We start from the raw sequence: 17295 nt of genomic DNA, 5'->3' as shown, positions 1-17295 counted from the left end.
GTCACTGCTCGTACAGGTCGGCCTCGCCGAGTCCGGTCGCCTCGAACGCGTCCTGGAGACTGCCGTGGCGCACGACCGTGACGACCTGGTCCTCGACCACACGGAAGGCGATGGCTTCCTCGACCGGCGTGTCGGGGTCGGACGCCCAGGTCGACGTCTCCTCGACGACGACGATGCCGTGGTGCACGAACATACGTCCCATCTCGAGGGTCACGCCCGACGAGGTCGCCCATTCGCGTAGTTCGTCGAGGCCTTGGTCGGGATCATCGTCATCGGTGGGCAACACGATGTCGTCGCTGGACAACTCCACAAGGGTCTCGATGTCGTTGCTGTTGACGGCATCGTGCCAGGCCAGAACGGTCGCGATCTCCGAGGTGCTCATACGCCCAAGACTAGGTGAACGCGGTCGGTGTCGACACGAATGTGACCCGATCTGTTGCCGACGGAGGCGCGCACGGAGCAGAGTGGTGCCATGACGATCAGCGGCCAACTCGTGAGCTTCGTGCCGAGCACCGACCTCGATGTCTCGGAGATGTTCTATGTCGACACCCTCGGCTTCAGGAAGATCGATCGGGACAACTTCACGCTGGTGATCGACGGGGGCGAAGGAGCCCCCGTGCGGGTCACCCTCGTGCAGTCGCGCGGCGAGACGGGCTACACCGCCCTGGGCTGGCGGGTCCTCGACCTCGACGAGACCGTCGAACGACTCCGGGCCAAGGGCGTCGACTTCATTCGGTACACCGGGATGGATCAGGACGACCACGATGCGTGGACGGCGCCCGACGGGCTGCGGGTCGCGTGGTTCCGCGACCCGCACAGCAACGTGCTCTCACTCATCGAAAATCACGCCTGACGTCTGTCACGTCAGGAAGCTGCCCTTCACGAACCCGGTGAGCAGCACCGCGAACCCACCGATCTCTCCGACGATGAGCGCGGCCATCGCGAGACCCAGCCCCCGAGTGGGGTGCGCGAACTGATTGGTGGTGTCGCGCAACGCACCGTGAAGGATGTAACTGGCGATCGCGCCGACGAAGAACACCACGAGTACGGCGGCAGCCGCCAGATTCACCCAGGTCGGCCACGCACTGAGCTCGACGAAGACAGCCACGAGCAGCGTCGCGAACGAATACATCAACGCCGAACGGTGCGCGATGTCCACATACGGGTGCGCGAGGTGCGTCTCCGACGTTGCCATCTGTCGGTATTTCCACACGCCCAACCCCAGCGCGAGCAGGAATATCGATCCGGCCGCGAGCAACGTCAGTTCTGTGTCGACCCCCAAGTTCATTCGGCCAGTATGCGATACGAGTGCAGATCAGCTGCAGCCGCTCGTGTTTCCACACGACGGGCAGGCGTGACACGATCCCGACCGCTGCATCTGTACGCCGCACTGCATGCAGTACGGTGCATCCGAACCGGAGCCGGACCGCGTCGGAGTCGACGCAACCTGCCCGTCGCGGGTGTCGACGGTGGCGGACGCCTTCTCCGAGACCGGTAGCTCGGGCGCGAGTTCGTCGTGCGCGGCACGCTCACCGCCGGTGCGCACACCGAGTTCCATCCGCTCGTCGGTTTCGAGATAGTCGACCGCAAGCCTGCGGAAGATGTAGTCGAGAATCGACGACGCGATCCGCAGATCCGGATCGTCGGTGATGCCCGCCGGCTCGAATCGTGTACTGGTGAACGCCCGCACGAATGTGCGCAGCGGGACCCCGTATTGCAGGCCGTAACTGACCGCCATGGAGAACGCATCCATGATGCCGGCGAGGGTGGAACCCTGCTTCGACACACGGAGGAACATCTCGCCGGGACGCCCGTCGTCGTATTCGCCGATCGTGACGAAACCCTTGCAGTCGGCAACCCGGAACTCGAACGTGCGCGAATTGCGGGTGCGCGGCAGACGCTCGCGCCGAGCAGTCGCAACCGGAGCAATTGCCGGAGACGACGGTGTCGACGTCGACAGTGGCTGCCCCAGTTTACAGTTGTCGCGGTAGACGGCGAGCGCCTTGAGCCCCAGCCGCCATGCATCGACGTACAGGCCGGCGATGTCGTCCACGGTGGCGGACTCCGGAAGATTCACGGTTTTCGAGATCGCACCCGACAGGAACGGCTGCACTGCAGCCATCATCGTCACATGTCCGCGCGGCGCAATGGCATTGCTGCCCATCGATGTTGCGAACACCGGATGGTGCTCGGTGCGTACATGCGGAGCGCCCGCGAGGGTGTGCTCCCGATCCAGATGAGCGACGATATCGGCGACCTCGGCCGGACCGTATCCGAGTCGCGCCAGTGCTCGCGGCACACTGCGATTGACGATCGACAGACTGCCACCGCCCACGAGTTTCTTCGTCTTGACCAAGGCCAGGTCGGGCTCGATTCCGGTGGTGTCGCAGTCCATCGCCAGGCCGATCGTGCCGGTGGGAGCGAGCACGGTGACCTGACTGTTCCGCACACCGTGCTCGGTGCCGTCGGCGACCGCGCGATCCCACGCTTCACGGGCCGCCGCCAGCACGTCCGGCGGGGCGAGTGCGGCATCGATGTCGTCGACCGCACCGCGGTGCCGTGCGAGCACGCCGAGCATCGAGTCGCGGTTCTCGTCGTACCCATCGAACGGGCCCGTTCGCTCCGCGAGGCGAGCCGACACTGCGTAGGCATGCCCCGTCATCAACGCGGTGACAGCGGCGGCATATGCACGGCCGGCGTCGCTGTCGTACGGAAGACCCGACGCCATCAGCAGCGCACCGAGATTCGCGTATCCGAGCCCGAGTTGCCGGAACCGGCGGGACGTCTCACCGATCTTCTCTGTGGGGTAGTCGGCGCGACCGACGAGAATCTCCTGCGCGGTGAGCATCACCGCGACGGCATGTCGGAAACCATCGACGTCGAACGTGCCGTCCTCCCGTAGGAAGGTCAGCAGATTCAGGCTCGACAGGTTGCATGCGGAGTCGTCGAGGTGCATGTATTCCGAGCACGGGTTGGACCCGTTGATCCGGCCGGTCGACGTCGCGGTGTGCCAGCGATTGATCGTGGTGTCGTACTGCAGGCCGGGGTCTGCGCACTCCCATGCCGCGGCAGCTATGCGCTGCAGAAGATCTTGTGCCCGGACCGTGCGTACGACCTCGCCGGTGGTCACAGCGCGCAGCGGCCAGCGGGCATCGTCGACGACGGCCTGCATGAATTCGTCGGTGACCCGCACCGAATTGTTCGCATTCTGATACTGCACCGAATGGATGTCGGAGCCATCGAGACCCATGTCGAATCCGGCGTCGGCGAGTGCGCGTGCCTTGCGCTCCTCGATCGCCTTGCACTCGACGAACTCTTCGATGTCGGGATGGGCGACGTCGAGAATCACCATCTTTGCGGCACGGCGGGTCTTCCCGCCCGATTTGATGGTCCCCGCAGACGCGTCGGCGCCGCGCATGAAGCTGACCGGCCCCGACGCAGTGCCACCTCCTTCGAGAGGCTCGACGGACGAGCGGATGCGCGACAGGTTCACGCCGGCTCCTGAACCGCCCTTGAAGATCACCGCTTCCTGCCGGTACCACTCGAGGATCGAATCGATGCTGTCGTCGACCGACAGAATGAAGCAGGCGCTGGCCTGCTGCGGAGTGTGAGGCACCCCGATGTTGAACCACACCGGGCTGTTGAACGAGGCCTTCTGATGCAGGAGCAGGTGCGTGAGCTCGGCGGCGAATGCGGACGGATCGTCGAGGTGACCGTCGGTGGTGCCCCACCCGGTGATCGTGTCGACGATGCGCGCCACCACATCGCGCAGCGAATGCTCGCGACTCTCGGCACCGAGCCCACCGCGGAAGTATTTCTGCGTGACGATGTCGGTGGCGTTCTGCGACCAGGACTCCGGGAACTCGACGCCCGATTGCTCGAATACGACTTCACCTGTGCCGTGATGGACGATGCGAGCGTCGCGGCGCTGCCAGGTCACTTCGTCGGCGGGATCGACCCCTGGTGTCGTGAACCAGTAGACATCGGCACGAGCGTGATCGGGCCCCACGGTTGTGGTGCGCTGCCCTGCGCTGCTCGACTGTGCTGCACTGCTCATCGCTTCTCTTCCTGGACGGCGACGGATGCCACATATAGTCCCACCATGGTCCCACCGCGTCCCCGTATCTCTCCACGTCTCGGCACACCGTTGTCGCCGGGCGCCACCCGCGTCCTGCTGCTCGGATCGGGCGAGCTCGGCAAGGAGGTGACCATCGCGTTGCAACGACTCGGTGTCGAGGTCATCGCGGTGGATCGCTATGCGGATGCCCCCGGCCATCAGGTCGCGCACCGCGCCCACGTCATCGACATGGGCGACCCGAACGCAGTCCTCGCCGTCATCGAGGCCGAACAACCCCACCTGGTGGTCCCGGAAATCGAAGCCATCGCCACGGAAGCGCTCGCCACCGTCGAAGAACGCGGCCTCGCCGAAGTGATCCCCAACGCGCGTGCCACACAGCTGACGATGAACCGGGAGGGCATCCGCAGGCTCGCCGCAGAGGAACTGGGCCTGCCGACGTCGCCCTACCGATTCGCGAACTCGCTCGACGAGGTCCGGGCCGCTACCGAGGCGATCGGCTTCCCGTGCGTGATCAAGCCCGTCATGTCGTCGTCCGGCAAAGGCCAGTCGACGGTCCGTTCGGCCGACGACCTGAACGCCGCGTGGGAGTACGCCCTGGCCGGGGGACGCATCAACCACGGCACCGTCATAGTCGAAGGATTCGTCGACTTCGACTACGAGATCACACAGCTCACCGTGCGCGCCGTCGGCGAATCGGGGGAGCTCGAGACCTACTTCTGCGAACCGATCGGCCACCTGCAGCGCGACGGCGACTACGTCGAATCGTGGCAGCCGCAGCCGATGAGCGACGCGGCGCTCGCCCGTGCCCGGGAGGTCGCGGCGGCCGTGACCGGCGCGCTCGGTGGCCGGGGAGTGTTCGGTGTCGAACTGTTCGTCAAGGGCGACGACGTCTATTTCTCCGAGGTGAGCCCCCGCCCGCACGACACCGGGCTCGTGACGATGGGGAGCCAGCGTTACTCCGAGTTCGAGCTGCACGCCCGCGCGATTCTCGGGCTTCCGGTGGACGTGGAGCAATTACGTCCGGGTGCCTCCGCGGTGATCTACGGGGGACTCGACGCAACCGGTATCGCATTCGACGGGCTCGTCGAAGCCCTGCGTACACAGGAGACCGATGTGCGCCTGTTCGGTAAGCCGGAATCGTTCCTGCGTCGCAGGATGGGAGTGGCCGTCTCGACCGGCCCGGACATCGACAGCGCGCGCGAACGCGCGACACGTGCCGCATCGCTCGTTCGCCCGGTCGCGCCGTGAGTGCGGGCGGTGAGCTTCTCGTCGGGCTCGCGATCCTCGTGGGACTCGTCGGCATAGTCGTGCCGATCCTGCCGGGTGTCCTGCTGATCTTTGCGGCGGTCGCGGTGTGGGCGTTCATGACCGGCGGCACCGTCGCCTGGTCCGTATTTGCGGTGGCAACGGTCGCGCTGCTGGTCACCGGGGTAGTCAAATACACCTGGCCGGGTAAGCGACTTCAGCAGTCGGGGGTGCCCACTCGGTCGCTGATCATCGGCGGGGTGGTCGGCATCGTCGGTTTCTTCGTGATCCCGGTGATCGGCCTGTTCCTCGGGTTCCTGCTCGGCATGTACGTGTCGGAGGCGCAGCGGCATCGGACGCACAAGGACGCGTGGCGCTCGACGGTGGAAGCGACGAAGGCGGTGGGCCTGTCGATGCTCGTCGAACTGCTCGGTGGGCTCATAGCTGCAGGCGCGTGGCTGGGTGCTGTGTTGTTCGCCTGAGAACGAGACCGGCCGGATGCCGCATCGGTAGATGTGGCATCCGGCCGGAGACGCGGTAGTGTGCAGCGTCTACTTGTGGGGTTCCGAGGCGCGGAACATGTCGTCGCGCTCGACGACCTTGACCCGCTCGCGGCCTTCCGCCTCACCGAGGCTGCGCTCGTGCGCATCGAGGCGGTACCAGCCCTGCCACGTGGTGTAGGGCAGGTTCTTCTCTTCGAGGAACTTCACGACGTCGTCCTCGCCCGGAAGTTCCGGAGCGGTGAGACGGCCCGCCGCGCGATCCTCGAGGAGGTTCGCGACGGTTTCGTTGGCGTCGCCCTTGGTGTGGCCGATCAGACCCACCGGGCCGCGCTTGATCCAGCCGGTGACGTACGTGCGCGGCATGAACCTGTCGGGGCCCTCGACGGTGTCGTCGGCGAGCACGCGTCCGGCCTCGTTGGGGACAGTGCCTGCCTGATCGTCGAACGGCAGGTTCGCGATGTTCTGAGACAGGTAACCCACCGCGCGGTACACGGCCTGCACGTCCCAGTCGCGGGTCTTACCGGTGCCGCGCACGTTGCCGGTGCCGTCGAGTTCGGTGCGCTCGGTGCGAAGGCCGACGACCTTGCCGTCCTTGCCGAGAACCTCGGCGGGCGACTCGAAGAAGTGCAGGTACAGCTTGTGCGGGCGATCGCCTGCATCGCGGATGGCCCAGTCCTGCAGGGTGTTGGCGACCATGTCGACCTGCTTGGAATTGCGGCGTGCCGCCTCGGAGCCTGCGTCGTAGTCGATGTCCTCGGGGTCGACGATGACCTCGATGGTCGGCGAGTGGTCGAGTTCGCGCAGCTCGAGCGGCGTGAACTTGGCCTGGGCCGGTCCGCGACGCCCGAAGACGTGTACCTCGACGGCCTTGTTGTTCTTCAGGCCTTCGTAAACGTTCGGCGGAATCTCGGTGGGCAGCAGTTCGTCGCCGGTCTTGGCGAGCACGCGCGCGATGTCGAGCGCGACGTTGCCGACGCCGAGGACCGCGACCTTCTCGGCCTCGAGAGGCCAGACGCGCGGAACATCGGGGTGGCCGTCGTACCAGGACACGAAGTCTGCGGCGCCGTAGCTGCCGTCGAGATCGATGCCGGGGATCTTCAGTTCGCGGTCGGCGTTGGCGCCGGTCGAGAAGATCACCGCGTCATAGAAGCGGTACAGGTCGTCGAGCGTGATGTCGACGCCGTAGTCGAGATTGCCGAGCAGACGCACGTTCGGCTTGTCGAGCACCTTGTGCAGCGCGGTGATGATGCCCTTGATGCGCGGATGGTCGGGCGCAACGCCGTAGCGGATGAGGCCGAACGGGGCCGGCATGCGTTCGAACAGGTCGATGCTCACCCCGGGATCCTGCGCAGTGTCGGACTTCATGAGTGCATCGGCGGCGTAGATACCGGCGGGGCCGGCACCGACGATCGCGACGCGAAGGGGACGGCTCTGATCAGTCACAGGGGATCAACTACCTCTTCGATGTGCGGACGGACATATCCAGCTTAAATTAAGGCTGCCCTCAGTGGGCGGGCGCAGGTTGCGCGGGATGACGGCGGAGGAGAACTCCGGGAATCGTCGGGAGAATCGCTTCAGCGACAACACATGTGGGCACTCACGCGGCACAGGTCGACGGCGAGGCGTCGAACGAGCGGAGTGGTGGCCATGGTCAATTCCTACCTCACTAGGGTTTATTGGCGCAAATGCGGCCGACCGGCGCGGATCCGCCGACGATAGGATGATCCGCATGGCACAACGGCGTGACCCCGAACCCGAACCCGACGGTCTCGACCCGGACGGACCCACGCGCAGCACGCCCTGGCCGTTCATCGGGGCCGTGCTCGTGATCGCCTTCCTCGCGCTGGTGCTCGTCGTCACGCAGATCCTCTCGCCCGAGGGCGAGAACCTCGACGACAACGAACGGATCACACGCACGGCCAGCGACTACGTCAAGGCCCTCAACGCGGATGACGAGGACGTCCTCGTCATTCTCCGCTGTGGCGAACTGGGCCGCGGTGAGGGGCCGCTCGCCGGGGTCGACGGCGACATCGACCTGCAGCGCAGCGACAACGTGGTCATCGACGGCGACAAGGCCACCGTCGACGTCACCACCGAGATCGACGGAGAGTCGACAACCGAGACGTGGCACCTGACTCTCGTCGACGACGTCTGGCGCGTCTGCACTGCATGATCGACCCGGTTCGATCCTGAGGGTCGTGGACCGTCGCACTATCCCGCGTAATCGCTCGTCGCTGACCTGTGAAAAGGTATTCCCGTGAGCTACGCAGGTGATATCACGCCGCAGCACGCCTGGGAGCTGCTGCAGGAAAATCAGGATGCCGTGCTCGTCGATGTGCGCACCGACGCCGAATGGAAATACGTGGGTGTGCCCGACACCGCATCGATCGGCCGCCGCACGCTGTTCGTGGAATGGGTGTCGTACCCGGACGGCGCCCCCAACGAGCGCTTCGTCGACGAGCTGAAGGACGCTGGGATAAGCGGTGGGCCGGTGATCTTCCTGTGTCGTTCGGGTCAGCGTTCGATCGGCGCCGCCGAAGCTGCGACTGCCGCGGGCCTGGCCCCTGCGTACAACGTTCTCGAAGGATTCGAAGGGCCGCTCGATGCCGGTAAGCATCGCGGCGGACAGGGCTGGCGGGCCGCGGGCCTGCCGTGGAGGCAGTCGTGAGTGCAATTCCCCAGGGTGGTGCGTTCAGCAAAGCGCTGCCCGATTCCGTGCGTCCCGCCACACTCGGTGTGCGCGGTGGTGTGCTGCGATCCGGTTTCGAGGAAACGTCCGAGGCGCTCTACCTCAACTCCGGGTTCGTCTACGAATCGGCGGAAGCCGCCGAGCAGGCATTCACCGGCGAGGTCGACCACTTCGTGTACTCCCGGTACGGCAACCCGACGGTGACGATGTTCGAGGAGCGGCTGCGTCTGCTCGACGGTGCCGAAGCCTGCTACTCCACGGCATCGGGCATGTCGGCGGTGTTCACGGCGCTGGCCGCGCTGCTCGGCAAGGGCGATCGATTGGTCGCAGCACGCAGCCTCTTCGGCTCATGCTTCGTGGTGTGCAACGAGATCCTGCCCAGGTGGGGTGTGGAGACGGTGTTCGTCGACGGTGAAGACCTCGACCAGTGGGAGAAGGCGCTGTCGGTGCCCACCACCGCGGTGTTCTTCGAGACCCCGTCGAACCCGATGCAGACTCTCGTCGACGTCCGCAAGGTGTCCGAGATGGCCCACGCGGCAGGCGCAAAGGTTGTGCTGGACAACGTCTTCGCTACCCCGTTGCTGCAGCGCAGTCTCGATCTCGGTGCCGATATCGTCGTGTACTCGGGTACCAAACACATCGACGGGCAGGGCCGGGTGCTCGGCGGAGCGATCCTCGGACCCCAGGACTACATCGACGGCCCGGTCAAGAACCTCATCCGCCACACCGGCCCGTCGCTGAGCCCGTTCAACGCGTGGACCTTGCTCAAGGGTCTCGAGACGATGCCCGTGCGGTTGCGTGCCGCGGTCGATTCCACGTTGCGCATCGGGCAGTTCCTGGAGTCGCATTCCGAGATCAGCTGGATCAAGTACCCGTTCCTCGAGTCGCATCCGCAGTACGACCTGGCGAGATCCCAGATGAGCGGGGGCGGGACCATCCTCACCTTCGAACTCGCCGCCGCTGAGGGCGAAGGCAAGAAACGGGCGTTCGAGCTGCTGAACAAGCTGCGCGTCGTCGACATCTCCAACAACCTCGGCGACTCCAAGTCGCTCATCACGCACCCTGCCACCACGACCCACCGGGCGATGGGCCCCGAAGGACGTGCCGCGATCGGTCTGACCGACGGCGTCGTGCGCTTGTCGGTGGGGCTCGAAGATCCCGAGGATCTGCTCGAAGACCTGGAGCAGGCGCTCGCCTGACCCCGAAACGCTGTGGGATACGCTGCGGGGGCTCTGCCAATCGGGCAGGGCACCCGCAGCGTTTCGGTGAAGCCGGTGAGAATCCGGCGCTGTCCCGCAACTGTGAGACCGGTATTCGACCGGTGAGCCAGGTCAGCCGGCGCCGCGGGCACGTACTGGTCCTCGGACGAAGGACGGTGTCGTGCCGCAACTGCTCGTTGCAGCCGTGCTGTTTTCGTCCTCCGAACCACGGAGGATGGTTGTGACCCTCACTTCCCGCAGGTTTCTCACCGCCGGTATCGCTGCCCTCGCACTGGTGATCGCCGGTTGCGGCAGCGGTGACGATGCCGCGTCCGACAGCGCTCCACCTGCTGAATCCGGAACCCCGCAGGCCATCGTGTCGCTGAGCCCGACCACCACCGAGATGCTCTACGCGGTCGGTGCGGGCGACCAGGTGGTCGCCGTCGACGACCAGTCCGACCATCCCGAGGGTGTGCCGGTCACCGATCTGTCCGGCTACAACCCCAACGTCGAGGCCATTCTGGGTTACGACCCCGATCTCGTCGTCGCCACCGACGACAACGGCGACCTCGTCGCCGGACTCGAGAACGCCGGCGTCGAGGTCCTGATGCTGCCCGCCGCCGTCACGATCGACGACACCTACGCCCAACTCGAGCAGGTCGGTGCTGCGACCGGTCATGTCGGTGACGCCGCCGAACTCGTCGCGCAGATGCAGACCGAAATCGACGAGATCGTCGCCTCCGTACCCGAGCGTGAGGCACCGCTGCGGTACTACCACGAACTCGACAACACGTACTACAGCGTCACCGACGACACCTACATCGGTCAGATCTACTCGATGCTGGGGCTGACCTCCATCGCAACCGGCGGCGACGGATACCCGCAGTTGTCGTCCGAGTTCATCGTCGAACAGAACCCCGATCTGATCTTCCTCGCCGACTCGCAGTGCTGCGGTGTCACACCCGAGACGGTCGGCGAACGCGCGGGCTGGGCGGAACTCACCGCAGTCCGCGACGGTCAGGTCCATGTCCTCGACGAGGACATCGCGAGCCGGTGGGGCCCACGCATCGTCGACCTCGTGCGTGAACTCGCCGCGATCGTCGTCGCCGTCCCCGCAGGCCAGCCTGCACCGTGATCACATCGCGTCGCCGCGCACTCGTACTGGGTGGCGCGGTGGTCGCCCTTGTTGCGGCGATGCTCGTCGGGATCCTCGTCGGTCCGGCCGGGCTCACCCCCCGGGGCGTGGTGCTCGATGTGCTCGACAAGATCCCGTTCGTCGACGTCGACTCGGGCCTGAGCACCCGGCAGCAGGCGATCCTGTGGAACATTCGCATGCCTCGGGTGGTGCTCGGCGTGATCGTCGGCGCGATGCTCGCGATCGCAGGAGCCGCCTACCAGGGTGTTTTCCGTAACCCGCTCGCCGACCCGTACCTGCTCGGCGTGTCGAGCGGTGCGGGCCTCGGCGCGACACTGGCAATCGTCGTAGGGGGCGCAGCCGGATTCGCCGGGGTGCCCGTCGCCGCATTCGCGGGCGGGATGCTCGCCGTCGGAGCCACCTACGCCCTGGGGCGCACCGTCGGTGGCAGTCGCACCGAGGTGATCATCATCCTTGCCGGTGTCGCGGTTGCGGCATTCGCCAACGCCATCCAGACGTTCTTCATGCAGCTCCACGACGACACGCTGCGCCAGGTGTATTCGTGGATGCTCGGACGTCTTTCCACCGACGGCTGGTCCGACGTGCGGACCGTGCTGCCGTACGTCATCGTCTCGGTCGTCGTGATCATGCTGCACAGACGCACCCTCGACGTCATGTCGGTCGGCGACGTCGAAGCCTCGAGCCTCGGCATCAACCCGGCCCGCGTCCGGCTGATCCTCGTGTGCATCGCGACGCTCGGCACCGCCGCCGTCGTCTCCGTCAGCGGCCTGATCGGGTTCGTCGGCATCGTCATTCCCCACGCCGTCCGGTTGCTGATCGGTCCCGGGCACCGCATGTTGTTGCCGCTGTCGCTGATGGTCGGCGCAGCGTTCCTCGTACTCGCCGACGTCCTGGCCCGCACGGTGATGTCGCCTGCCGAACTGCCGATCGGTGTCGTGACCGCGGCGATCGGTGCGCCGTTCTTCCTCGTCGTACTGCGGCGGAGCAGGGGTGTGGCATGAACGGCGTGACCTGTCGAAGTCTGTGCGCCGAGCGCGGCGGCGTGCGGGTGCTGCACGACGTCGATCTCGTCGTCGGCGCGGGAGAGTGGGTGTCGCTCGTCGGGCCCAACGGGTCGGGCAAGACCACGCTGCTGCACGCGCTCGCCGGACTGGTGCAAGCCGACGGCGAGGTCGAGGTCGCGGGAGTGACACCGCGCCATTCGGGGCGTCGCGCGATCGCGCGCGCGGTCGCGCTGATGCCGCAGCGACCCATCGTTCCCGAGGGCGTCACCGTGCGTGAGCTGATCCATCTCGGCCGTACCCCTCATGTTCCGCGTTTCGGTAGTGAACAACCGCGTGACCGCGAGATCGTCGAACAGGTCATCGCGAGGCTCGAACTCGAGAACTTCGCGTCGCGGCTCGCGACCGCGCTGTCGGGTGGTGAACTGCAGCGGGTCGTGTTGGCCCGGGCGCTTGCGCAGCAACCGAAGGTGTTGCTGCTGGACGAGCCCACGAGCGCGCTGGACATCGGACATCAGCAGCAGGTGCTCGACCTCGTCGATTCGATGCGCCGCGAAGGCGAGCTCACGGTGATCGCGGCGATGCACGATCTGACGTCGGCGAGTCAATACGGCGAGCGGTTGGTGCTGCTGGACCGGGGTCGGATCGTCGCCGACGGACTGGCCGCCGAAGTGCTCACCGTCGAGCGCATCGCCGAGATCTACGGTGCCCGCGTCGAGGTGCTCGACCGCCCCGCGGGTCGCGCGGTGCTGCCCTTGCGTGACCGGCCCGAACCCGTCGAACCGCAGGAGCTGTGATGGAGGTATTGCTGCTGGGCACCGGCGCTGCGGACGGGTGGCCCAACCCCTTCTGCCGGTGCGATTCGTGTGGGGATGCGGCACGCAGGAACGAGGTTCGCGGGCAGACGGCAGCGCTGGTCGACGATGTGCTGATGCTCGACTGCGGACCCGAGGCACCCCGCGCGGCGGTGCGGTTCGGCCGGACCCTCGCGGATGTCCGCCACGTCCTGCTCACTCACGCGCACCCGGATCACCTGGGTCCACAGGCTCTGCTGTTCCGGTCGTGGGTGGACGCGGGGCATGTCGTCGATGTTGTCGGCCCACCTGACGCCGTCGATGTGTGCCGGCCGTGGGTCGGGCCCGGGGACCCGGTGCGGTTCGTGCCGGTCGAGGCCGGCGACGAACTGCAGGTCGGTGAGTACACGGTGCGGGTACTGCAGGCGCAACACAAGGTGTTCCGTGACGGAGATGCGGTGCTCTACGACGTCACCGGGCCCGACGGGTCGCGGATCCTCTGGGCCTGTGACACCGGGCCACTACCGGAGTCCTGGTTCGACGCGGTGCGTGACGCCGCTTTCGATGCGGTGTTCCTCGAAGAGACCTTCGGGGACCGATCCGACCTGTCTGCCGGGCACCTGGGCTTGACCGAGTTCGCCGAGGCCGTCGAGTCTCTGCGCGGATGCGGCGCTGCGACGGCCTCGACCGATGTCGTCGCAGTGCATCTGGGACATCACAACCCACCGATCGCACAGCTTCGTGAACGGTTGCGATATTGCGGTGCCCGCGTGGGAACCGATGGGGAGGTGCTGCACATGGGATCCGGATCGTCGGGTTCCCGCACTCTTGTGCTGGGCGGGGTTCGCTCGGGCAAGTCGCGTCATGCGGAGGAACTGTCCGCGGCATACGAATCGGTGACGTACGTCGCGACCGGGGGAACTCGCGAAGGGGACGAGGAATGGGCACGCCGTGTCGCGCTGCACCGCGAGCGACGACCCGACTCGTGGGCGACCATCGAAACGGTCGACGTCGCCGAGGTGTTGCGTGAGGCCACGATGCCACTGCTGATCGACTGCCTCGGCACGTGGCTGACCGCGCGGCTCGACATTCATGATGTGTGGAACGGCGGGGAGGTCGCGGCCGTCGACGCCGACATCGACGAACTACTCGACGCGTGGAAAGCGTGTCGTGTGCCCGTGGTCGCGGTGAGCAACGAGGTGGGCAGCGGCGTGGTGCCTGCCACGGCGTCCGGTCGACTCTTCCGTGATCTGCTCGGCCGACTCAACGCGTCGATTGCGTCCGAATCGGATTCCGTGACGATGGTCGTCGCGGGCATCCCCATGCCGTTGCGCTGATACGCACACATCCAAATTGGACGTGGGCCACATTTCCTAGTTTCCGGCCTCGAATCGTGGCACACTGGATCCTCGGTGCCAGCGGCCAGAATGTGGAGAGGAGGACTCGGATGCGTACCAACCCATATCTGTGGAATGGATCGCGATCGATGATCCGACTCCTCGACCATGAAGTCGAAAAGTCCGGTCGACCAACCGGATTCAGCTGCTGACGCCCCGATTCCCGGGGTGTGTGCGCCCCGGGTTGCCAGTCGCCTCACGGTGACACCCCGGGCCGTTCACTCTTCGAGAATGTGCAATCCCAGAAGGACATGACGTCCCCGCTGCCTGTGTGGGACACACCTGTGCCGCGACGGCCCGGAAGGAGACAGACCGATGACCATGACTTTGGCAGACCTGCTTGCTCCCACCTACGATGCCCCGGACTGGGACGTCGCCGCATGCCGCGGTGACGCACACCCCGATCGGTGGTTTCCGGACCCGAGCGAGGACTTCGACTACGCGGCCCGCGTCTGCGCGCGCTGCCCGATCCTCGATGCCTGCCGCACCTACGCTGCCGAGGACAAGCAGTCCGGTGTGTGGGGTGGCCACGAGTACCGCCGGGGCAAGGTCATTCGCTGACGCCGGGGTTCGAGTGCGCGATGGGCACGCGGAAAAGCTGGGACCGGACGTCTGTTCGCGACAGAGTCAGAACGGGTTTCCGGTGCGGCCCACCAGATCGGCAACCGAGTCGATGATCCGCGTCGGACGATAGGGATACATCTCCACCGAGGTGTGAGTGCTGATTCCGGTGAGCACGAGCAACGTCTGAAGTCCGGCTTCGAGGCCGCAGACGATGTCGGTGTCCATACGATCGCCGATCATGAGCGTGTGTTCCGAGTGCGCGCCGATCGCTCGCAGAGCCGAACGCATCATCAAGGCATTGGGTTTACCGACGAAGTACGGGGCGCGGCCGGTGGCACGGGTTATCAGCGCGGCGACCGAACCGGTCGCGGGCAGCGACCCCTCGGGCGACGGGCCCGTCGGGTCGGGGTTGGTCGCGATGAACCGAGCACCGCGCTCGACGAGCCGGATTGCAGTGGTGATCGCCTCGAACGAGTACGTTCGGGTCTCGCCGAGCACCACGTAGTCGGGGTCGCTCTCGGTCAGCACATAGCCGATGTCGTGCAACGCCGTCGTCAGGCCCGATTCGCCCACCACATAAGCGCTTCCGCCCGGACGCTGATTCGCGAGGAATGTCGCGGTGGCGAGGGCCGAGGTCCAGATGGATTCCTCGGGTACGTCGAGACCCGTCCGCAGAAGACGGGCCCTCAGATCGCGCGGTGTGCGGATCGAATTGTTGGTGAGGACCATGAACGGGATCTCGTTCACGCGGAGTTCTTCGAGGAAGGCATCGGCGCCAGGGATCAAAACGTCCTCGTGCACGAGGACGCCGTCCATGTCCATGAGGTAGTTCCAGACAGGCGCGGTAGGGGGAGCATCGTCTTCCGAACTCACCCACCCAGTCTCTCACCGGAACGTCAGGCGAGCAGTCTGTACAGGCCGATGAGTCCGACCACGACGATCACCGCACGCAGCGCGACGGGCGACAGACGCCGGCCGTAATGGGACCCGAGCCACCCGCCGATCAAGGAGCCCACCGCGATGAGCGCTGCGACGGTCCAGTTGATCCGGTCGAACGCGACGAGAATGTACGCCGTCGCCGCGACTACGTTGACGATCAGGGACAACAGGTTCTTCGCCGCGTTCTGCCGCTGGATGTGGTCTTGCAGCAACGCGCCGAACAGTCCCATGAGCAGGATGCCCTGAGCCGCGGTGAAGTAGCCGCCGTAGATACCGACGGCGAAGGTACCGATGATCAGCAGAGTCATCCGCACGAGGCCGAGCTTGTCGTCGTCGTGGTCCCCGGTGCGTTGCAGGACCCACTTCTGGATCTTCGGCTGAAAGACAACGAGAAGCAGCGCCAGGACCAGCAGCACCGGCACGACCGTCTCGAACACGCTCTCGGGCAGGTGCAACAGCAGCCACGCACCGAGAATGGCTCCCGCGAAGGACGCGGGGATCTGCCAGCGCAGTCGCGGCCACTGACCCCTCAGTTCCTTCCGGTACCCCCATGTGCCCGATACGCCGCCCGCAACCAGCCCGATCGCGTTGGACATCGTCGCAGTGACAGGCGGGACCCCGAACGCGATCAGGGTGGGGAATGTGATGAGGGTGCCGGAGCCGACGAGCGAATTGATCGCACCGGCCCCGAGCCCGGCAAGGGCGATGAGGAACAGTTCGAGCGGGGTCACCGGGGGAAGTCTACGGATCGCTTTCACACGCCGAAGGGGAGGTTGTGTGCGGTGCTCGCCCAGAAACCGCACACAACCTCCCTTTCGGTCGCTATACGGATTCCCCCGCTCGACGAAGCGCGCTTCGGACCCGCTCGACGAGTACACCTGGGCGCCGATACAGCAGATCAGCGCCGACGCGGATGACCGTCCAGCCCAGTTCGGACAACCCGGCGTAGCGATCGATGTCGCGGGTGCGCTGGTCTGCGTCGGTCCAGTGGTGCGTACCGTCGTATTCGACCAGCACGCGCCATTGCTTCCAGCCCATGTCGGCGCGTGCTACGAAATCGGTGCCGTCGAGTACCTCGATCTGAGTTTCCGGTCTCGGCAGCCCGGCCCGGCCCAGAAGGAGGCGCGTGTGCGTCTCCGGTGGTGATGCCGCCCCGCCGTCCACCAATTCGAGTACGCGAGAGACCGTCGAGATTCCTCTGCTCCCGCGGTTCCGTTCGGCGACGGTCTCGATCTCGGGGACCAACAGGTGAGTGGCGTTGCACAGTGCATCGAGGACCTCCACTCTCCGCTGGAGACCGTCGTCCCGTCGTGCGAGGTCGAATGCAGTCTGCGCGGGGGTCGTGACGATCATGCCGTCGACCGTGCAGGTCTCGATGCACGACGCCTTGCGCACGACGATTCCGGGCACGGAGCGGACATGCCCGGTTCTCACCAGTTCTGCCGGTGCAGTCGCGTCCAGCCATCGGGTACCGTGCACTGCTGCCGCAGACATCCCGACGAGGACTCCGCGCGAACCGGCCCACAGTCGAGCAGCTTTCGCGCGGAGTAGGGGAGTGGGCTGCACTCCCCTGGCGATGTAGACGTCGCGGTGTAGACGGACGAAATGGTGCCGTAACCGGTGTCTCGTCACGAGTCCGGCGGCGACGGCCGCCGTGCCGGAGAAAGGCTCACCTTCGTCGATCATGTCCGACAGCGTGCACGGTTTCGGAGTACGACGAAATCCCCTGT

Annotated in this window: 18 protein-coding genes and 1 riboswitch; of the genes, 11 read left to right on the top strand and 7 right to left on the bottom strand. The window is 66.0% G+C overall.

From position 1 onward, the window contains the following. Position 1 precedes the first annotated feature (1 nt). A complete protein-coding gene (locus tag HCA61_RS04495; protein ID WP_169686991.1) occupies positions 2-382 on the bottom strand; it encodes a nuclear transport factor 2 family protein in 381 nt (126 codons plus the stop codon). Positions 383-472: 90 nt separating this feature from the next. On the opposite strand from HCA61_RS04495, the gene HCA61_RS04490 reads away from it, so the two are divergent. Beyond that, positions 473-853, top strand: coding sequence for a VOC family protein (locus tag HCA61_RS04490; RefSeq protein ID WP_169686990.1), 381 nt, complete (start codon positions 473-475; stop codon positions 851-853). A gap of 6 nt (positions 854-859) precedes the next feature. Here the strand turns inward: HCA61_RS04490 and HCA61_RS04485 are convergent, their stop codons facing one another. Both HCA61_RS04485 and HCA61_RS04480 read right to left on the bottom strand, forming a co-directional pair. Further along, on the bottom strand, positions 860-1288 hold the full coding sequence (locus HCA61_RS04485; RefSeq protein WP_169686989.1) for a hypothetical protein: 429 nt from the start codon (positions 1286-1288) through the stop codon (positions 860-862). A 27-nt stretch (positions 1289-1315) separates the two neighbouring features. Further along, complete coding sequence (locus HCA61_RS04480; RefSeq protein WP_169686988.1) at positions 1316-4057, bottom strand: vitamin B12-dependent ribonucleotide reductase; 2742 nt, start codon at positions 4055-4057, stop codon at positions 1316-1318. 45 nt (positions 4058-4102) lie between these two features. On the opposite strand from HCA61_RS04480, the gene purT reads away from it, so the two are divergent. Together purT and HCA61_RS04470 are read left to right on the top strand one after the other, a co-directional pair. Next, the gene (gene purT, locus HCA61_RS04475) at positions 4103-5326 is read left to right on the top strand and encodes a formate-dependent phosphoribosylglycinamide formyltransferase (protein WP_169686987.1); all 1224 of its coding nucleotides are present in this window, start codon (positions 4103-4105) and stop codon (positions 5324-5326) included. After that, a complete protein-coding gene (locus tag HCA61_RS04470) occupies positions 5323-5805 on the top strand; it encodes a DUF456 domain-containing protein (RefSeq protein ID WP_169686986.1) in 483 nt (160 codons plus the stop codon). Before purT ends, HCA61_RS04470 begins: the two co-directional genes overlap by 4 nt. A gap of 69 nt (positions 5806-5874) precedes the next feature. Here HCA61_RS04470 and HCA61_RS04465 read toward each other — a convergent pair whose 3' ends face one another. Continuing rightward, on the bottom strand, positions 5875-7269 hold the full coding sequence (locus HCA61_RS04465) for an FAD-dependent oxidoreductase (RefSeq protein ID WP_169686985.1): 1395 nt from the start codon (positions 7267-7269) through the stop codon (positions 5875-5877). A gap of 286 nt (positions 7270-7555) precedes the next feature. Here HCA61_RS04465 and HCA61_RS04460 point away from each other — a divergent pair, with 286 nt between their 5' ends. The 8 genes from HCA61_RS04460 to HCA61_RS04425 all read left to right on the top strand — a co-directional run bounded on the left by HCA61_RS04460 (position 7556) and on the right by HCA61_RS04425 (position 14623). After that, positions 7556-7999 (top strand): hypothetical protein, encoded by a 444-nt coding sequence (locus tag HCA61_RS04460; RefSeq protein ID WP_169686984.1) that lies wholly within the window; start codon positions 7556-7558, stop codon positions 7997-7999. Between the two features lie 84 nt (positions 8000-8083). Then, complete coding sequence (locus tag HCA61_RS04455; RefSeq protein WP_169686983.1) at positions 8084-8494, top strand: rhodanese-like domain-containing protein; 411 nt, start codon at positions 8084-8086, stop codon at positions 8492-8494. Further along, positions 8491-9714: an O-succinylhomoserine sulfhydrylase gene (locus HCA61_RS04450; protein WP_169686982.1), complete on the top strand. Its 1224-nt coding sequence runs from the start codon at positions 8491-8493 to the stop codon at positions 9712-9714. The genes HCA61_RS04455 and HCA61_RS04450 overlap by 4 nt, the downstream gene beginning before the upstream one ends. Before the next feature lie 65 nt (positions 9715-9779). After that, a riboswitch (cobalamin riboswitch) is annotated at positions 9780-9852 on the top strand. Between the two features lie 97 nt (positions 9853-9949). Next, a complete protein-coding gene (locus HCA61_RS04445; protein ID WP_169687429.1) occupies positions 9950-10849 on the top strand; it encodes an ABC transporter substrate-binding protein in 900 nt (299 codons plus the stop codon). A 59-nt stretch (positions 10850-10908) separates the two neighbouring features. Then, on the top strand, positions 10909-11871 hold the full coding sequence (locus HCA61_RS04440) for an iron ABC transporter permease (RefSeq protein ID WP_240958990.1): 963 nt from the start codon (positions 10909-10911) through the stop codon (positions 11869-11871). Continuing rightward, complete coding sequence (locus HCA61_RS04435; RefSeq protein WP_169686980.1) at positions 11868-12668, top strand: ABC transporter ATP-binding protein; 801 nt, start codon at positions 11868-11870, stop codon at positions 12666-12668. Before HCA61_RS04440 ends, HCA61_RS04435 begins: the two co-directional genes overlap by 4 nt. Then, positions 12668-14002 (top strand): bifunctional adenosylcobinamide kinase/adenosylcobinamide-phosphate guanylyltransferase, encoded by a 1335-nt coding sequence (gene cobU, locus HCA61_RS04430; RefSeq protein ID WP_169686979.1) that lies wholly within the window; start codon positions 12668-12670, stop codon positions 14000-14002. The genes HCA61_RS04435 and cobU overlap by 1 nt, the downstream gene beginning before the upstream one ends. A gap of 375 nt (positions 14003-14377) precedes the next feature. Beyond that, entirely contained in the window at positions 14378-14623 is a 246-nt protein-coding gene (locus HCA61_RS04425) for a WhiB family transcriptional regulator (protein WP_169686978.1), read from the top strand. Between the two features lie 66 nt (positions 14624-14689). Here HCA61_RS04425 and HCA61_RS04420 read toward each other — a convergent pair whose 3' ends face one another. From HCA61_RS04420 to HCA61_RS04410, 3 genes are all read right to left on the bottom strand, one after another. After that, positions 14690-15448: an HAD-IIA family hydrolase gene (locus tag HCA61_RS04420; protein ID WP_169687428.1), complete on the bottom strand. Its 759-nt coding sequence runs from the start codon at positions 15446-15448 to the stop codon at positions 14690-14692. A 74-nt stretch (positions 15449-15522) separates the two neighbouring features. Further along, positions 15523-16296, bottom strand: coding sequence for a sulfite exporter TauE/SafE family protein (locus HCA61_RS04415; protein ID WP_169686977.1), 774 nt, complete (start codon positions 16294-16296; stop codon positions 15523-15525). A gap of 91 nt (positions 16297-16387) precedes the next feature. Beyond that, a complete protein-coding gene (locus tag HCA61_RS04410) occupies positions 16388-17251 on the bottom strand; it encodes a DUF559 domain-containing protein (RefSeq protein WP_169686976.1) in 864 nt (287 codons plus the stop codon). Positions 17252-17295 lie beyond the last annotated feature (44 nt).

The sequence above is a fragment of the Rhodococcus sp. HNM0563 genome (assembly GCF_012726195.1).
GTDB lineage: Bacteria > Actinomycetota > Actinomycetes > Mycobacteriales > Mycobacteriaceae > Rhodococcus.
Note: the sequence above shows the minus strand (reverse complement) of the source record. Positions and strands in the feature narration are given on the sequence as shown.